Origin of the sequence: Alistipes sp. CHKCI003 (assembly GCF_900021155.1) — a bacterium.
Classification (GTDB): domain Bacteria; phylum Bacteroidota; class Bacteroidia; order Bacteroidales; family Rikenellaceae; genus Alistipes; species Alistipes excrementavium.
In genome coordinates, this window is the sequence record NZ_FCNT01000012.1 from 1 (window position 1) to 16500 (window position 16500).

Below are 16500 nucleotides of genomic sequence, written 5' to 3' on the forward strand. Positions count from 1 at the left end.
GAGCGGGCAGGGGAGGGGCGACCGAATCATTTCGCCGAACCCGATGCAAAACCGTTCGTCCGGGCACCTGCCGAGGCGGGAAATGGAAGAAAAAAATTCGACGATTTCGCGACAGCTCATGAAACTCGGACTTTTGCTGGCGACGCTGCTGACCGCACGCATCGCAGCGGCAGGCATCCTGCCCACGCCCTCGCACATAACGCACCGAGAGGGCGTTTTCGTATTGGACAGCGCGACGACGATCACGTTCGATCCGCGGCTCGGCCAGCTGGCCGCCTACCTCGGCGAACGGCTGGGGCTCCCGTGCGACGCCGCGCGCTCGTCGGATCGGGCCCTCGTGCTGCGGCTCGACGAGGGCTACGCCCCCGAAGCCTACGTGCTCCGCATCCTGCCATCGCGCATCGAAATCGAGGCAGGCGACACGGGCGGCGTCTTCAACGGCATGCAGAGCCTCTTCCAACTCCTGCCTCCCGAGGTCTATGCCCGCACGCCGGACTACCCCGTGCGGCTCGGCTGCTGCGAGATCGCCGACGCTCCGCGCTATGCCTACCGGGGCATGCACCTCGACGTGGCCCGCACGTGGATCGGACCGGAAGCGGTGAAGCGCTTCATCGACGGACTGGCCTGCCACAAGATCAACAAACTGCACCTCCATCTGTCCGACGACGAAGGGTGGCGGATCGAAATCCGCTCCCACCCCGAACTGGCCGCCGTCGGCGGCTTCCGCGGCGGGGATTCGCCCGTGCGGCCCGTCTACGGCAAGTGGGACGAGAAGTACGGCGGTTACTTCACGCAGGAGGAGCTGCGCGAGCTGGCGGACTATGCCGCCCTGCGCAACATCGAGATCATCCCCGAAATCGACCTGCCGGGCCACAGCCGCAACATCGCCCGCGTGAGGCCCGAGATACTCTGCCGCTACACGCCCGACACCTCCGCGTCGAACGGCTACGACGAGCGTTCGGCATGGTGCGTGGCCCGCGAGGAGAACTACGCGCTGCTCGAAGACATTCTGGGCGAGGTGTGCGCGTTGTTCCCGTCGCCCTACATCCACATCGGCGGCGACGAAGTCGAGGCGTCGCAGTGGAAGCGCTGCCCCGACTGCCGGGCGCTGATGCGCCGCCTCGGGACGGAAGATCCGCACCGGCTGGAGGAGTATTTCATGGAGCGCACGGCCGCCATTCTGGCCCGCCACGGGAAGCTGCCCGCCGTGTGGAACGAGGCGGTGCGCACCGGCACGCTGCCCCGCACGACCCGCGTCCACGGCTGGGAGAGTACGAAGGCCGTGCGCGCATCCCTCGCCGCGGGCTATCCGACGGTCGTCATGCCGGCGCAAAGCTTCTACTTCGACATGAGGCAGACCCCGCACGAGGAAGGCCACAGCTGGGCCGCGGTGTTCGATGCGAAAGAGACCTACGAATACACTTTGCCTGAGGGACTTACGGCAGACGAACGGTGCCGGATTCTGGGCTTTCAGGGTGCGTTCTGGACCGAAGCCTACGTCTCGCACGAACCCGAACGGCCCGACTACCTCGATTTCATGTGTTATCCGCGCATCTGCGCCCTCGCCGAGCAGGCTTGGCACGGCAACGCGGAAGGTTGGGAGGCATTCAGCGAGACGCTTCGGGAGGAACACTACGACCGTCTGACGGCAATGGACATCCGCTTCCGGCTCTTTCCGCCGGTCGTGCAGTACGGCGAAGGCGCACTTACGGCGACCGCGCCGGACACGGAGGCCGAGCTCTATTACAGGTTGGAGGGCGACACCGTCGAACACCGCTACACCCGTCCGATCCGCACGGACGCACCGCACCGCTACCTGTTCCGTGCGCGGCAGGGCACGGGGCGCAGCGCCGAGGTCGGCGCCGCGGCCTACTACCGCACGATCGCACCGGCGCTGACGCTCGCCACCTCCATGGGCGAGAGCCGGCGGATTCCCTATGCCAATGTCGAAAAATACCGGGGCGTCGCCCGCACCGCCCGCGCCTGCCGGCAGGGCGACTGGATCCGCTACGACTTCGCCGAACCCGTGCGGTGCCGCGAAGTGTTCCTACAGACGGGACATCTGCAGGTTCCCAAGACGATCGTAACGACCGGCTATGCCGAAATCTCCTACGACGGCACGCACTTCGAACGGGCGGGCGAACTGGAGAAGGGGAGCGTTACGCTGCATCCCGCGCGACCGCTGCGCTCGGTGCGGATCGTCTCGACGTGCGACGACAACGGCTGCGCGTTCGTAACCATCCAGCCGCCGCGGATCAAACCCGTACTCTGAACCGACAGCACGCGCCGCAACCGAAGCGCCGCAGCTGCCGGACAAGAGACGCGGCAGACGATCGGGTCTTCGCGCAGGACGAGAACGGCCTGAGAAACAGGTACCCGTATCCGAATACGCGCATATGCCCGTCCGTCGCTAAATCGTCCGGCGGCCCGTACTCACGGCAGGCCGCCGCATTCGAGCAGACGCCCCCGCGCGTCGTCGAATGCGGGCAGCCGTGCATCGCCGCACTCACTGTATCGCTCCCGCGTCCCCGCAGCCCCGCGACGGAAGCGCCCCTCCGTTACGAACCGGCAACTTCCGGCGGAACAGAGAACCCGCGCACGCGGATTCGCGCCGCTGCTGCCGACGCTCTTCCCTTCATTCCCTGAAACGCCCCGATGAAGGCGCACCCCGCATTTGCGGGCGGAGCGGCTTCGCCGGATCCGTGTCCGGTATGCCCGCCCGGGCGGTCGCGGCCCCTCCGGTCATGCCCCGATCCCGGCACCGACCGCGGACAACGGTCTCGATTCGTCGGTGCGGGCGGGGGCCTCGACCCCCGACGACCTGCGGCCGGGAAAAACGAGGGCGGCCGAGCGGTATTCTGCCGTGCGGGGATCGTACGTTCCGAATCGGTCTCAAGCGGGAGCACGAACACGGAAAAGAGAAAGGGCGCCCGACGAGTTATTTCAACCCTGCGGGAATTGCCCGTTCGGAAAAGCTTTCGAGCGGCCGTACCATGGAAAAGGGCTGTCCGACAAGTCGCGGACAGCCCTTCAGCCTCGCCCCGCGGCGGCCGCTACCCCCGCACCCGGGCGCCGCAGCAGTGCTCGAACTGGCGCGTGAGGTTCGACATGACCTTCTCGATCGTCTTCTCGTCGAGCGTGCGCTCGCGGTCTTCGAGCACGAAGCCCAGCGCATAGGATTTCTTGCCTTCGGGGAGCTTGTCGCCCTCGTAGACATCGAAGAGCGTAACGCTCCGCAGCAGCTTGCGCTCCGCGGCGAACGCCACGTCGCGCAGTGCGGCGAACGTTACCGAGCGATCCACGAGCAGCGCCAGATCGCGCCGCACCTCCGGGAACTTCGAGAGCTCCTGTACGGCGATCCTATGTTTTTCGGTCGAGTGCACCAGCACGTCGAAATTCATCTCCATGAAATAAACCTCCTGCTTCAGATCGAAACGGCGGCACAGCCGGGGGCTGACCACGCCGATCTGCAACAGCTCCCTGCCACCCAGCGACAGCGAGAGCCCCTCGGCGAAGAGGTCGCTTTCGAGCGGTTCGGTGCGCAGCGCATAGATGTCGATCCCGAAACGGCGCAGCAGCTTCTCGGCCACGGCCCGCAGCGTGAAGAACGACGCGGCCCCGGGGCGCTCGTTCCACGACTGCACGACGGCGTTGCCCGTTACGGCCGCCGCGAGGCGGAAGGTCTCGCAGTAGGGAGCGAGGCGGTCGTCGGCGTTGCGTCGCGTCGCGTCGTAAAAATAACAGTTGCCGAACTCGTAGAGCTTCAGGTCGGCATGGCGGCGGTTGACATTGAGCTGCACGGCCTCCAGCGTATCGAACAGCAACGTCTGGCGCATCACGCCGAGGTCGGCGCTCAGCGGATTGAGGATGCGCACGCAGCGTTCGGCCGGATAAGCGGACAGCCCCTCGTAGTAGGAGGCTTTCGTCAGCGAGTTGGACATGATCTCCGTGAAGCCGTTCGCCGTGAGAAAATCGGCCGCCCGATCCGCCAGTTTCTCCCGATTCGGTTTGGGCGCATAGGAGAGGGTCGAATGCACGTGTGCCGGAATCTCCACGTTGTTGTAACCGTAGATGCGGAGGATGTCTTCGATGAGGTCGGCCTCCCGCCGCACGTCCACGCGGTAGGGCGGGACGGCCACGGTCAGCACCCCCTCCTTTTCGGCGAGCACCCGCACCTCCAGCGCCCCGAGAATCGTCCGGACGGTCTCGGCGGGGATGGGTTTGCCCACGAGGGCGTCGATCCGCGCGAACGAGACGTCGAATACGAAATCCCCGGCGGGCTCGGGGCAGATGTCGATGAGGTCGCTCGCGATCTCGCCGCCGGCCAGTTCCCGGAAGAGCAGGGCGGCGCGCTTGGCGGCATAGACCTGCATGCGGGGGTCGATGCCGCGTTCGTAGCGGAACGAAGCGTCGGTATTGAGCCCGAAGCGCTTGGCCGTTTTGCGCACCCACACGGGGTTGAAATAGGCACTCTCGATGAATACGTCGGTCGTCCGGTCGGAGATGCCCGAATCCAGACCGCCGTATACGCCCGCGATGCACATGGGGCGCTCGGCGGAGCAGATCATGAGATCCCGGTCGCTCAGCCTGCGCTCCACGCCGTCGAGCGTAACGAACGGCGTCCCTTCCGCACAGGTCCGGACCACGATCTTGCGCCCCTCGATCTTCGATGCGTCGAACGCATGGAGCGGCTGGCCCAGCTCGAAGAGCACGAAGTTGGTGATATCCACCAGATTGTTCTTGGGATGGATGCCCGCGGCACGCAGGCAGTTCTGCATCCACTCGGGCGACGGGCCGATCTTGCACCCCTTGACCGTGATACCCGCATAGCGGGGCGCCGCCTCGGCATTCTCCACGACGATCTCGATCGGCAGATCGCGGTTGTCGACCCGGAAGGCCGACACGTCGGGCCACTTCACCTCGGTCGGCGTGCCGTGGGCCGTCAGGTAGGCCGCCAGATCACGGGCCACGCCGATGTGCGATGCGGCGTCCACCCGATTGGGCGTCAGCCCGATGCCGATCAGATAGTCGTCCTCGATCCGGAGATACTCCCGGGCCGGCATGCCGACCCGCGCATCGGCAGGCAGCTCCACGATGCCCTCGTGCGACGTGCCGATGCCCAGCTCGTCCTCGGCGCAAAGCATGCCGAGCGACTCGACGCCGCGGATCTTGCTGCGCTTGATCTTGAACCGCTCGTCGCCGCCGCCGGGGTAGAGCACCGCGCCGACGGTGGCGCACAGCACCTTGAGGCCCGCACGGCAGTTGGCGGCTCCGCACACGATCGGCAGCGGTTCGCCCGTCCCGACATCGACTTTCGTGATATGCAGGTGGTCCGAATCGGGATGATCCTCGCACGCGAGTACTTCGCCCACCACGACGCCCTGCAAGCCGCCCCGGACGGTTTCGACCTTTTCGAAACTTTCGACTTCGAGACCGATGTCGGTCAGTATCACCGCGATTTGTTCGGCCGTAAGGGTCGTGTCGAGATAGCGCCGCAGCCAGTTGTAAGAGATATTCATATCGTTGGATCTATATGTTATAGCCGGTTAATGCGGACAAATATACGAAAAATTTCCGGACCCGCATGCTTTTCATCGTTTAGCGCCGCGGGACCGGGCCGGATCCGCAGCCTCTTCCGTGCGTCCGCCCCGTCGGATTCGAAAAAAGACGGAGAGGCGGTTTTCCCGGAATCCGAAACGGTATTCGGCGGATCAAAAATCGCCGTTCTTTCGTTCGCCTTCCGTATGGCCGCGCCCGAATAGGGCTCCGGAGGCATCCGCAGCGCTCCGTAATTGTTTTCCGGCTCCGTTTGCATATGCCCGCGGCATTTACTATCTTTGCGAGGAAAATTTCCCCGTAAAACAGGATGAAAAACATACGCAACTTCTGCATCATCGCCCACATCGACCACGGCAAATCGACACTGGCCGACCGCCTGCTGGAGAAAACCAATACGCTGGGACAGCGCGAAATGCAGGCGCAGGTGCTCGACGACATGGAGCTCGAACGCGAAAAGGGCATCACCATCAAGAGCCACGCCATACAGATGGAATACACCGCCCGCGACGGGCAGCGCTACACGCTGAACCTGATCGACACCCCGGGCCACGTCGACTTCTCCTACGAAGTCTCGCGCGCGATCGCTTCGTGCGAGGGGGCGCTGCTCGTGGTGGACGCCACGCAGGGTATTCAGGCGCAGACCATTTCGAACCTCTATCTGGCCGTGGGACACGATCTGGAGATCATCCCCGTGCTCAACAAGATCGACGTCGAGTCGGCCATGATCGACGAAGTGAAGGATCAGGTGATCGACCTGATCGGCTGCCGGGAAGAGGAGATCCTGCTCGCCTCGGGCAAAACGGGGCAGGGCATCGAAGAGGTGCTGGAGGCCATCGTGCACCGCATTCCCGCTCCGAAGGGCGACGAAGACGCACCGCTGCAAGCGCTGATCTTCGACTCGGTGTTCAACCCCTTCCGCGGCATCATCGCCTACTTCCGCGTCTTCAACGGCACGCTCCGCAAGGGCGACCGCGTGAAATTCTTCAACACCGGCAGCCGCTACGACGCGGACGAGGTGGGGGTGCTCAAGCTCAAGATGCAGCCCCGCGACGAGATCCGGGCAGGCGACGTGGGCTACATCTGCTCGGGCATCAAAAGCTCGGCGGACGTCAAGGTGGGCGACACGATCACCTCGGTGGAGCGTCCGGCCGCCGAGGCCATCGCCGGTTTCGAGGACGTGAAGCCGATGGTCTTCGCGGGCGTCTATCCCGTCGAGGCCGACCAGTACGAAGACCTCCGCGCTTCGCTCGAAAAGCTGCAACTCAACGACGCCTCGCTCACCTTCGAGCCGGAGAGTTCGCTGGCGCTCGGCTTCGGGTTCCGCTGCGGGTTCCTCGGACTGCTGCACATGGAGATCATCCAAGAGCGTCTCTACCGCGAATTCGACATGGACGTGATCACCACCGTGCCGAACGTCTCCTACCGCATCACGACCACGCAGGGCGCCGTACTCGAAGTGCACAACCCCTCGGGGCTGCCCGAGGTTACGAAGATCGCCCGGATCGAGGAGCCCTATATTCTGGCGCAGATCATCACCAAATCGGAGTTTCTGGGCAACGTCATCAAACTCTGCATCGACAAGCGGGGCGTGCTCAAGAACCAGACCTTCATCACGCAGGACCGCGTGGAGGTCAATTTCGACATGCCGCTGTCGGAGATCGTCTTCGACTTCTACGACAAGCTCAAAAGCATCTCCAAGGGCTACGCTTCGTTCGACTACCACCGCACGGGATTCCAGCTCTCGAAACTCGTCAAACTGGACATCCTGCTCAACGGCGAGCCGGTCGACGCCCTCTCGTCGCTCATCTATGCCGACCACGCCTACGACTTCGGCCGCAAGATGTGCGAAAAGCTCAAGGAGCTGATCCCGCGCCAGCAGTTCGACATCGCCATACAGGCCGCCATCGGCGCCAAGATCATCGCCCGCGAGACGGTCAAGGCCGTGCGCAAGGACGTAACGGCCAAGTGCTACGGCGGCGACATCTCGCGCAAGCGCAAGCTGCTCGAAAAGCAGAAGAAGGGCAAGAAGCGCATGCGGCAGATCGGCAACGTAGAGGTTCCGCAGTCGGCTTTCCTCGCCGTGCTGAAAATGGACTGACCCATGAAAAAGACCCTCATCGACCTCTTCGAATCGTCCGTCGCGAAATACGGTGCGAAGACTTTTCTGCTCGAAAAACACGACAAGCGGTTCGAACCGCTGACCTATGCCGAAACCCGGGTCCGGGCCGTCGAAACGGGAGCGGGGCTCGCGGCGCTCGGCATCCGTCCGAAGGACAAGATCGCAATCCTCGCCGAGGGGTGCAACGACTGGATTGTGTCGGAGCTGGGAATCTTCTACGCCGGCGGCGTCAGCGTGCCGCTCTCGGTCAAACTCGAAGAGTCCGACGACCTGCTGTTCCGTCTGCGCCACGCCGAAGCGAGGGCGCTGTTCGTCTCCAAGCTGCAGCTTCCCAAGATCCGGCGCATCCGCGAGCAGCTGCCCGCGGTAGAACACATCGTCGTCTTGGGGCACATCGAATTGCAGCACGGCGAGACGGCGCTCGGCACCCTCCGCCGCATGGGCCGCAGCCACTTGGCGGCGCACGAAACGGAATTCCTCGAAACGGGCCGCGCCATCCGCAACGAGGATATCGCCACGATCACCTATACGTCCGGCACCACGGCCGACCCGAAAGGCGTGGTGCTCACGCACCGCAATTACACGGCCAACGTCGAGCAGTCGCTCACGCGCATCGACATCCCGTCGTGGTACCGCACGCTCATCATCCTTCCGCTGGACCATTGCTTCGCCCATGTGGTCGGATTCTACATCATGATCGCCTGCGGCGCTACGGTCGCCACGGTCAAGGTGGGTCAAACGCCCGCCGAGACGCTGCGCAACATCCCGCAGAACATCCGCGAAGTGAAACCGCACTTCCTGCTCTCGGTGCCGGCGCTGGCCAAGAACTTCCGCAAGAACATCGAAGCCTCCGTCCGCGCCAAGGGAGCGCTCGCCGAACGGCTGTTCCGGTTCGGACTGCGCACGGCCTACGCCTACAACGCCGACGGATACGACCGAGGCCGCGGATGGCGGATCGCGCTGGCTCCGGCGGTCGGGCTGTTCGACCTGCTGCTGTTCCGCAAGGTCCGCGAGGCTTTCGGCGGCGAGCTGAAATTCTTCGTGGGCGGCGGCGCGCTGCTCGATTCCGAGCTGCAACGCTTCTTCTATGCGATCGGCATCCCGATGTTTCAGGGATACGGCCTTTCGGAGGCGACGCCCGTCATCTCGACCAACTCGCCCAAGAAGCATGGGCACCGTTTCGGATCGTCGGGCAGGATCCTGATTCCGCTGGACGTGCGCATCTTCGACGAAGAGGGGCGCGAACTGCCGCACGGGCAGAAGGGCGAGATCGTCGTGCGCGGCGAAAACGTCATGGCGGGCTACTGGAAGAACCCCGGAGCCACGGCCGAAACGCTGCGCGGCGGATGGCTCCACACGGGCGACATGGGCTACCTCACCGAAGACGGTTTTCTCTATGTGCTGGGCCGGTTCAAAAGCCTCCTGATCGCATCGGACGGCGAGAAGTACAGTCCCGAGGGAATGGAGGAGGCCATCGTCGACAAGTCGCCGCTGATCGACCAGATCGTCGTACACAACAACCAGAATCCCTACACCACGGCGCTGGTCGTCCCCAACCGCGAGGCGCTGCTGCGCGAATTGCGCGGACTGTCGGGCCGCGAACGTGCGGAGGCCGCGGCCGACCTGCTCGGCGCCGAGATCGGCAAATACCGCAAGGGCGGGGTCTGCGCAGGCCAATTCCCGGACCGCTGGCTCCCCTCGGCTCTGGCGATCGTCGACGAGCCGTTCAGCGAACGGAACGGATTGGTGAACAGTACGATGAAAATCGTCCGCAACAAAGTCGAGGAGCGTTACAGGGAACGTCTCGACGACCTCTATACGCCCGAGGGCAAGGCGCTCCGAAGCGAAAAAAATATCGCCGCACTCGAAAAACTCTTGGGCTAAGGGTTGCAAATATCCGGAATTGGGATTATCTTTGCCGAAGCAATTCGCCCGGTGGGCGGTTGCGCTCTGCGGAAATAGCTCAGTCGGTAGAGCATCAGCTTCCCAAGCTGAGGGTCGCGGGTTCGAATCCCGTTTTCCGCTCGCGAGGTCCTTTACGAAGGGCCTTTTTTGTTGGATAAGGTTGTGGGCAAGGCTGCGCAGCATGAAGCAAACGATTTTGTATGTCAATTACATGCAGGACCGTTTCGTTTTTGTGTCGCAACAGGAGACGACAGCCTAACACCGTCTGACCGTGTGATTATTTCGGTGGCGGAATATTTTAATTCCCACCCGATGATGGCGGATTTTCCTATTCTTATGCAGGGGTCCATGTAGGGTTCTGCATGGGGATATACGGAAATGCAAGGGACACCAAATCAATCGACGAGGTATGTTTTCAATCACATTCAAAGGTCCCCAAGCTCCGCCCCCCCAAATGGTCAAGTTGGAAATGGTCTTTTACAAGACCGGTTATAACCGCATTCCGCGAGTAGCCGATGTTACCGGGGCCTGCAAGAACTGGGATAACGAGTCCCGGAATTTCACCTCCTCCAGCAGCGAATACGTCGAGAAGAACCAACCGCTGCCCGACATCAGGGGGGGGGTAAATACATATCCGTTGCCGAGCAGTGGGAACGCGAGGAGCGCAATTTCCCGGTATTGCAGTGGGCCGATTGTTTCAAGTCCAAAGGCGAGGAGAAAGAGAAAAAAAAGACGAAGATGCTGACCGTCTCGCAACTGCTTCAAGCCCGCCCCGATTATTTCGAGAACCACGAGAAAATCAAGAACGGCAAGCTCGTCAAAAGCGTCGGTACCGCTTCGATGTACAAACAGCTCCGCAATTCGCTCGCGAACTTTGTCCAAACGAAGTTCCGCAAGGAGTTGTCCCGCTACTATTTCACCGATATTACTCAGACCTGTCTTCTGGAGTACGTCGTCTTTCTGGAGAAACGGGGCATCGAGAACGGAAATAAGGCCGGCCTTCGCCAGCTTCTCCGCATGTTCCGCGCCCTTGTGAACCATGCCGCAGACGAGCTTCACATGTACGGGGCCAATCCTGCGATTTTCGAGTCCGCGGCAGAAAAGATGGCACGGGGATAATTCGAGGCGAAGGCAGTCAATGCCAATATCATCCGTCGCATGGAATTTATGGGCCGGAGCCTCTTTACCGAACAGGAGCGACCGTGTATCCACCTCTTCCTTTTCAGCTTTTACAGCCGACGGCATGGCGAACGTCGATGTCATCAACCCGACGTGGGACATGATTAACGAGAAGGAGGGCGCGATTGTCTATGGGCGCACGAAGTTCCCGAAGCTGGCCAAGCCCCTGCTCATCGACCGGTTCGCAGAAATAATCGACAAATACCGAGGTACGGGAATCGATGACTACGTTTTCCCCGTTTACACGAGGAAGCACCAGACAGACAAACAGAAAATAGGGCGTCGCAGCGGTTTCTCTTCGCAGGTCAGCGAAACGCCGGATAAGGTCTGCACGGTTTGGGGCATCGACGAGGAAATGACGCGGTACACGGCACGGGGAACTTTCATCTCCAGCGAGCTGAATGCCGGAACCATCATCTTCCATATGGCCGAGATGGCCGGAAACAGTGCCCGGACCATCGAGAAACACTACTACAAGAACACGAAGCAGGAGAAACTGAGGCTGCGCATGAACGCCCGCTACGGCGGCCGGAGACAACAGGCGACCGTACAATAGAACCGCAGAATGCTTGAGGTCGAAATACGGATCGCAAGCGAACAATGCACGAACCGCTTTCCCCGGCAAGAAAATGCCGGGGAATTTCCGCAACAGCCCTGTTCTCGCAGCAAAGCCAAGTGCCCCCGTAAGAAGCCAGACTGAGAAAATTCGTAATTTTCACCGGCGGTACGCTCGAACTCCTCTTACTCTTTCAATAAGGGCATACCGGCTATTTCCGGTATTTCCCAAGCTGTCGCCGACGGTCTCACGGAAAAGTCTTATTCGTTCAACGTGAACTTCCATGCGCAGCAGCAGCTCTCGTCGGTCATCTCCGGATAGCAGCTGATGCACTGGCAGGCGATGCGGTCGTCTATCGTCCGGGCGAAGCCGCTGTACTCGATGACACCGACCGACTTGCACGGGTGGAACTCCATGCCCTTGCGCTTGCGGGCCGTCTGCACGAAGCAGTCCACCATGCGGTACGTCAGCGTCCTGCCGTCTTCGCCGAACACGAAATCCTGCTTGTTGATGTGGGCGTAGAAGCGCAGTTGCAGGGCTTTCGCCAGCCCTTCGAGGCCGGGGCGCTCCGGCAGGCCGAGAAACGCTTTGATGCGCCGGGCTTCCGTCGCGGTATATACTTTCCATGCTTCGCAGTCGTGGTACATGGCCTCGTCCATGCCGAATTTGCGCTCGACAGATTGGAACCACACGCCGTCCATGGCGAGCCAGTTCTTCGAGTAGGCTTCGATCAGGGAGATGAGCTCCCCCTTGCTCAGCGAACTTAAAAGGTCATTCCGGTTCATGTTGTTCTTATTTTTAATGTTGGGGTTCAATTTTCACGGCAAAAAATCATTGCCTTGTTTTCGCTGCAAAATTAGATGCGGGACGGTGTAACTGCAATAAGTGGTAAATTTATCATCGGGTGAATGTTTTATCACCCGACAAAGTTTCGTTACCTTTGCGGGCATAAGATTGCGAACGAGTCGGACATGAAATACGAACGGAAAATACCCATCGACCTCGGATGCGGCGTGAGCATCTATCAGATCATGGCGGGCGGCAAATGGAAGCCCTACCTGATCAACTGCATGAACCGCGGCCTGCGTCGCCCCAGCCAATTCCTGCGCATCATTCCGGGAGTCAGCAAGCGAGTGCTTGCGCAGCAGCTGAGCGAAATGGAACGGATGGGAATAGTCGTCAGGACGGTCTACCCGGAGACACCGCCCCGCACCGAATACGAACTCTCGGAGACAGGACGCTCGATTATCCCGATCATCCGGATGATGGACGAGTGGGGCCTGAAGCACAACAACCTGTTCGACGAGATGGGGAAATACAAAGAACCGGACCGCTGAAAATCCGCGATGACGCCTCCAAGACCGCGTCCGCTCAAGGAGCCGGTCTTTTTTCTTTTCTTCCGCACCGGAGCTTCCGTAACCGCCCGCCTTCCCCGAACCGCTATTCTTTGACGTAACTTAAACAGCATCAAAGAACGGAACTGTTTCTCAAACGCAAGTACAAGGCGGAAACCTATACCATCGGCAACCCCTATATCGACGGCCGCTTTTTCCGCCACACCATCGAGGATAAAGTACGTGAATTGCCCGCCCGCAGTCCCGATACGCCGTGCGACAACCGGAACATCCCGCAACTGGTGCTGGGCGGCGGCGCGGCCGGCAGCGGGAGGTTCTTTGCATCAAGTGTCTGGCTCGTGAACGGCTGCAACCGCTTTCCCGACCTTCGCGCCGCGGCGGCCCGCAAGACGCTCAAGAGCCTGAAGGAGTCGACATAGAACACGATACGCACGGTCATCAAGCAGTGGGGGGGGGCGGTGAAAGACGAGCACTACCACATCAACAACGTGGCGGGCACGCTCCGCTTCCGGAACGACAAGCGTGATTATCATGCTCGACCTGACCGATCGCCCCTCCGCCCCCGACTTCGGGCGGTTCGGCTCGACGGAGGCGACCATTGCCGCGACGAAGCGTCCGAAGTCAGCCAGAAAACCGTCGAGGTGCTCTTCTCACGCCTGCGCTGGAAGACGCACGAGACGTTCAAGGTCTCGAAGATGCTCCTTACGCCCAACCCCACGACGAACTGGATTCGCAGCCGCTTCGTACAGAACGACAACGGCGAGCGGGCAACCTGCCGCGAGGGGGGGGGCTGCGTCCCGTTCTCCGTGTGCGACAATCCCGACATCGCCTCCCGGCCGACCTACGAGTCCACGCTGAACAAGATCAGCGACCATGCGACGAAAGACCGCCTGCCGTACGACAACTGGGACTTCGTGGAGGTCAACGACACAGCTGTTTACAACCGCTTCGACGGGGCCCTGCATTTGGTCACGGGACTGCGGGCAAGGGCGTATGACCCGTCCCGTCCGCCGATTACCTTGGTGGCTTTGCTGCCGTTTGTTTCGGTACACATACAAAAAAAAGCGCGCCCCGAAGCCGCACCCATTCAACCCTAAGCATATAGTTCGCCTCTGAATGTCTATCCCGGAAGATTACTCGACCGAGATTCTTTACATCTTACCACGAAGGCGGGGTGCTGAAACCGATATGAATCTATAAAAATACTGGAATTATGACAAAAGCAGACATTGTTGCGGAAATTACAAAGCAGACAGGAATCGAGAAAGCGGTTGTATCTGAAGTGACTGAGGCTTTCATGGAAAATGTAAAAGACGCGATGGTCGGCGGAGACGAGGTATTCCTGCGCGGCTTCGGCAGCTTCATCATCAAGCGCCGGGCAGAGAAGACGGCACGCAATATCTCGAAAAATACGACCATCATTATTCCGGCGCATAATATCCCTGCTTTCGAGCCGGCCAAGACATTCATGGCGGCCGTGAAAGACAGCGAGTAGCCCCGTTCAATAGGCGAAAGGCCGATATATCCGTACATACGCAGTTTCCGGTTTTTGATAATGGCAAGGCGGCATAGAGTATATGCAAGTATATAGTTATCAATACTGGAAACTGCGTCTTATTCTTTAGTTTACCGTTTCATCCTTATCGGGCACGCGCTTACGACCGCCGTGCAGGCAGATGCAATCTCGTCCTTTTCCTCAGTTTGCAGGAATCGTTTTACAGGCAGACCGGTTCTTCGCCAGCCTTTTCGTCCGCAGCAGATAGTATATGAATCCCAGCGTAATCAGGAAATCTATTCCGCCGATGACTGCAAACACCCCGATTAACCCCTGACAGGCGGTATAATATCCGATAATCACCGCGAAAACACTCCGTCCGATGCCATTGCAAAGAATGATAAACCTGTTCGTCCGGCTTAACGGATCGCTCGAAACCGCCAACACGATAACCCCGATCAGCACCAAATCTATGCCTGCGGTATTGATAAAAAGCGTGTGAAATATATCGGACGGTATCGAAATATCGTTACCACCCAATCCCATAGAGGCATTCAGGCGGTTGAAGAAAGAAAGGTACGATTCATATACTTTGGGGACGATAAACAGGAAGGCCCCGACAATATTGAATATTCCGCTGAATCTGAGCAGCCGTTTGAACTGAATGACGCTGTTTTCCATTTTCGAAATCTTATAATGAACGAATGTTTCGTCTGTATGTTTGCAATTCCGCTTCACCGATATTTTCCCTCATCTTCCTTAATTCGGCCAAGATTCTGTTCTTGTCTTCGGGCAAAAAACCGTTTATCGGAACGGGATTGGATACGGTATCGGCGAGCAACGTCGTCCTGTTTTCGAGATTTCCGATGAAAGTCATCAGCTCCTCCAGTCTTTCGTGCTCGGGAGATACCGCATAATTTCCGTTTGCCACGTCCCCGTAAAGTTCCGATCCGGGAAACAGGGTCAAGGACACTACGGATATGATGTACGGTTTCAGCCGGCTGAATAATTTTGCGCTCGCCAAGGCGTTCCTCCGTCCATTCCCTTTCCCCGCAAGTCCTGTCAGGTAAACGATATAGTATTCTATTCCCGCTTCTTCCAATTTCCTGCACTGCTCGAAGGTGTCCTGTGCCGTATTCCCTTTATTCATTTTAGCCAACGTCATGTCGTCGCCCGTCTCCGTTCCGATGGAAAGGCCGTTGAACCCGTAGCTGCGGAGTTCTTTCAGTTGCTCCACGGTCTTGTTCTTTATGTCGGAGATTCGGGAGAATGTGCCGATTTGGCAACGGGGAAGATAGTCGTGGACGGTCATGGCGAGTTCTTTCAGCCTGTCGAAACTCAATGCGAAAGGGTTGGCACCGGTTAGAAACACGCGCCTCGCCCGCGGCTGGTAATGCCGGATAATCTCCAAGTCCGACACGATCTCGGACATGGGCGATACCCGGAACTCAATTCCCGGGTACAGACTGCAAAACTTGCATCGGTGGTGGGTACATCCCACGGTTGCTTGCAGGAGTACCGAACCGGCTTCATACGGCGGTCGCCATATCGGCCCCGTAAAGTGCATTTTTTCAATATCCATTCTAATTCTCATTTAATGGTTTGCCGAACCCGTATAAACCTTTGAAAAGATTATGGTTCTGTTCGTATATTTAATTACTTTTGTAAAGGCAAAAGTAAACAGGAAGCTGATATAAAAAAAGAACTAACATGATTGTCATATAATTACATCAATGTTAGTTTTGCTGAATACCACGACACTAAAAATGAGAATTTATGGAAAATAATTTTGAGGAGGCAGTCTGTCCCGCTTGCAGTATCATCGACAGGTTCGGGGACAAATGGTCCTTGCGCATTCTGATACTCCTGCATACTCACGGGACAATGCGGTTCAACGAGATATTCAAACACATGCCCAACATATCCCAGCGGATGTTGTCCGTTGCCCTGAAATCGTTGGAAGCGGATAAATTGGTGAGCCGAAAAGCATATCCCGAAATCCCGCCGCGGGTGGAGTATGCGTTGACGCCGCTGGGCAGAAGTTTGATTCCACCACTGGAAGGGGTTATCCGATGGGCGATTTCCAATGCCGACGAAATACTGGAGCACCGGAATAAATCAGGCCGGAAATAGATCGTTTTTTACGCACTGTTCTTATCGGGCACGCATACGACCGCCGCACCGGAAAACACGACCTCGGCGGCTTCGTCTTCCGTGAAGACGCCTTCGGCCGCGAGCTGCTGCATGCGCAGGCGTCTATCTGAAACCATATATCATGTCCCGACCATATACAAGGCGAGCAGGTTCCCGTCCAATTCTTTGGAAAACGCTC

At 59.3% G+C, this 16500-nt stretch carries 15 protein-coding genes and 1 tRNA gene; 11 read left to right on the forward strand and 5 right to left on the reverse strand.

Features of this window, described 5'->3' with window-relative positions:
* Positions 1-118: 118 nt before the first annotated feature.
* Complete coding sequence (locus BN3659_RS01205) at positions 119-2272, forward strand: beta-N-acetylhexosaminidase (protein ID WP_091534281.1); 2154 nt, start codon at positions 119-121, stop codon at positions 2270-2272.
* 781 nt (positions 2273-3053) lie between these two features.
* Here BN3659_RS01205 and pheT read toward each other — a convergent pair.
* Complete coding sequence (gene pheT, locus BN3659_RS01210; protein WP_091533918.1) at positions 3054-5519, reverse strand: phenylalanine--tRNA ligase subunit beta; 2466 nt, start codon at positions 5517-5519, stop codon at positions 3054-3056.
* Positions 5520-5866: 347 nt separating this feature from the next.
* Here pheT and lepA point away from each other — a divergent pair, with 347 nt between their 5' ends.
* From lepA to BN3659_RS01240, 5 genes are all read left to right on the forward strand, one after another.
* Entirely contained in the window at positions 5867-7657 is a 1791-nt protein-coding gene (gene lepA / locus BN3659_RS01220; protein WP_091533921.1) for a translation elongation factor 4, read from the forward strand.
* Positions 7658-7660: 3 nt separating this feature from the next.
* Positions 7661-9562: an AMP-dependent synthetase/ligase gene (locus BN3659_RS01225; RefSeq protein ID WP_091533926.1), complete on the forward strand. Its 1902-nt coding sequence runs from the start codon at positions 7661-7663 to the stop codon at positions 9560-9562.
* Positions 9563-9630: 68 nt separating this feature from the next.
* Positions 9631-9703 (forward strand) — tRNA-Gly (locus BN3659_RS01230).
* A 558-nt stretch (positions 9704-10261) separates the two neighbouring features.
* On the forward strand, positions 10262-10702 hold the full coding sequence (locus tag BN3659_RS13410) for a phage integrase SAM-like domain-containing protein (RefSeq protein ID WP_224757835.1): 441 nt from the start codon (positions 10262-10264) through the stop codon (positions 10700-10702).
* A 124-nt stretch (positions 10703-10826) separates the two neighbouring features.
* On the forward strand, positions 10827-11318 hold the full coding sequence (locus BN3659_RS01240; protein ID WP_091534283.1) for a site-specific integrase: 492 nt from the start codon (positions 10827-10829) through the stop codon (positions 11316-11318).
* Positions 11319-11578: 260 nt separating this feature from the next.
* On the opposite strand, the gene BN3659_RS01245 is transcribed toward BN3659_RS01240, so the two are convergent.
* Positions 11579-12103 (reverse strand): DUF6125 family protein, encoded by a 525-nt coding sequence (locus tag BN3659_RS01245; RefSeq protein ID WP_091534284.1) that lies wholly within the window; start codon positions 12101-12103, stop codon positions 11579-11581.
* A gap of 186 nt (positions 12104-12289) precedes the next feature.
* Here BN3659_RS01245 and BN3659_RS01250 point away from each other — a divergent pair, with 186 nt between their 5' ends.
* From BN3659_RS01250 to BN3659_RS01265, 4 genes are all read left to right on the forward strand, one after another.
* Positions 12290-12655, forward strand: a complete 366-nt coding sequence (locus tag BN3659_RS01250; RefSeq protein WP_091533928.1) for a winged helix-turn-helix transcriptional regulator — start codon at positions 12290-12292, stop codon at positions 12653-12655.
* 245 nt (positions 12656-12900) lie between these two features.
* Positions 12901-13092, forward strand: coding sequence for a hypothetical protein (locus tag BN3659_RS01255; RefSeq protein WP_091533929.1), 192 nt, complete (start codon positions 12901-12903; stop codon positions 13090-13092).
* Positions 13093-13131: 39 nt separating this feature from the next.
* Positions 13132-13770 carry a hypothetical protein gene (locus BN3659_RS01260; protein WP_091533931.1) on the forward strand — a complete coding sequence of 213 codons (639 nt, stop codon included), beginning with the start codon at positions 13132-13134 and terminating at the stop codon, positions 13768-13770.
* Between the two features lie 116 nt (positions 13771-13886).
* Positions 13887-14168, forward strand: a complete 282-nt coding sequence (locus tag BN3659_RS01265; protein WP_091533933.1) for an HU family DNA-binding protein — start codon at positions 13887-13889, stop codon at positions 14166-14168.
* A 201-nt stretch (positions 14169-14369) separates the two neighbouring features.
* On the opposite strand, the gene BN3659_RS01270 is transcribed toward BN3659_RS01265, so the two are convergent.
* Both BN3659_RS01270 and BN3659_RS01275 read right to left on the reverse strand, forming a co-directional pair.
* Positions 14370-14849, reverse strand: a complete 480-nt coding sequence (locus tag BN3659_RS01270; protein ID WP_091533935.1) for a hypothetical protein — start codon at positions 14847-14849, stop codon at positions 14370-14372.
* Between the two features lie 10 nt (positions 14850-14859).
* Positions 14860-15750, reverse strand: a complete 891-nt coding sequence (locus tag BN3659_RS01275) for a radical SAM protein (protein WP_091533936.1) — start codon at positions 15748-15750, stop codon at positions 14860-14862.
* 194 nt (positions 15751-15944) lie between these two features.
* Between BN3659_RS01275 and BN3659_RS01280 the strand changes: the two genes are divergently transcribed.
* The gene (locus BN3659_RS01280; protein WP_091533938.1) at positions 15945-16301 is read left to right on the forward strand and encodes a winged helix-turn-helix transcriptional regulator; all 357 of its coding nucleotides are present in this window, start codon (positions 15945-15947) and stop codon (positions 16299-16301) included.
* Between the two features lie 8 nt (positions 16302-16309).
* On the opposite strand, the gene BN3659_RS13580 is transcribed toward BN3659_RS01280, so the two are convergent.
* Positions 16310-16438, reverse strand: a complete 129-nt coding sequence (locus BN3659_RS13580; protein ID WP_262480978.1) for a hypothetical protein — start codon at positions 16436-16438, stop codon at positions 16310-16312.
* Positions 16439-16500 lie beyond the last annotated feature (62 nt).

Coding starts and splice junctions, on each gene's coding strand:
- BN3659_RS01265 (WP_091533933.1), top strand. CDS start 13,887: ATGACAAAAGCAGACATTGTTGCGGAAATTACAAAGCAGACAGGAATC.
- BN3659_RS01280 (WP_091533938.1), top strand. CDS start 15,945: ATGGAAAATAATTTTGAGGAGGCAGTCTGTCCCGCTTGCAGTATCATC.
- BN3659_RS01275 (WP_091533936.1), bottom strand. CDS start 15,750: ATGGATATTGAAAAAATGCACTTTACGGGGCCGATATGGCGACCGCCG.
- BN3659_RS13580 (WP_262480978.1), bottom strand. CDS start 16,438: ATGGTTTCAGATAGACGCCTGCGCATGCAGCAGCTCGCGGCCGAAGGC.
- BN3659_RS01240 (WP_091534283.1), top strand. CDS start 10,827: ATGGCGAACGTCGATGTCATCAACCCGACGTGGGACATGATTAACGAG.
- lepA (WP_091533921.1), top strand. CDS start 5,867: ATGAAAAACATACGCAACTTCTGCATCATCGCCCACATCGACCACGGC.
- BN3659_RS01245 (WP_091534284.1), bottom strand. CDS start 12,103: ATGAACCGGAATGACCTTTTAAGTTCGCTGAGCAAGGGGGAGCTCATC.
- BN3659_RS01205 (WP_091534281.1), top strand. CDS start 119: ATGAAACTCGGACTTTTGCTGGCGACGCTGCTGACCGCACGCATCGCA.
- BN3659_RS01250 (WP_091533928.1), top strand. CDS start 12,290: ATGAAATACGAACGGAAAATACCCATCGACCTCGGATGCGGCGTGAGC.
- pheT (WP_091533918.1), bottom strand. CDS start 5,519: ATGAATATCTCTTACAACTGGCTGCGGCGCTATCTCGACACGACCCTT.
- BN3659_RS01225 (WP_091533926.1), top strand. CDS start 7,661: ATGAAAAAGACCCTCATCGACCTCTTCGAATCGTCCGTCGCGAAATAC.
- BN3659_RS01270 (WP_091533935.1), bottom strand. CDS start 14,849: ATGGAAAACAGCGTCATTCAGTTCAAACGGCTGCTCAGATTCAGCGGA.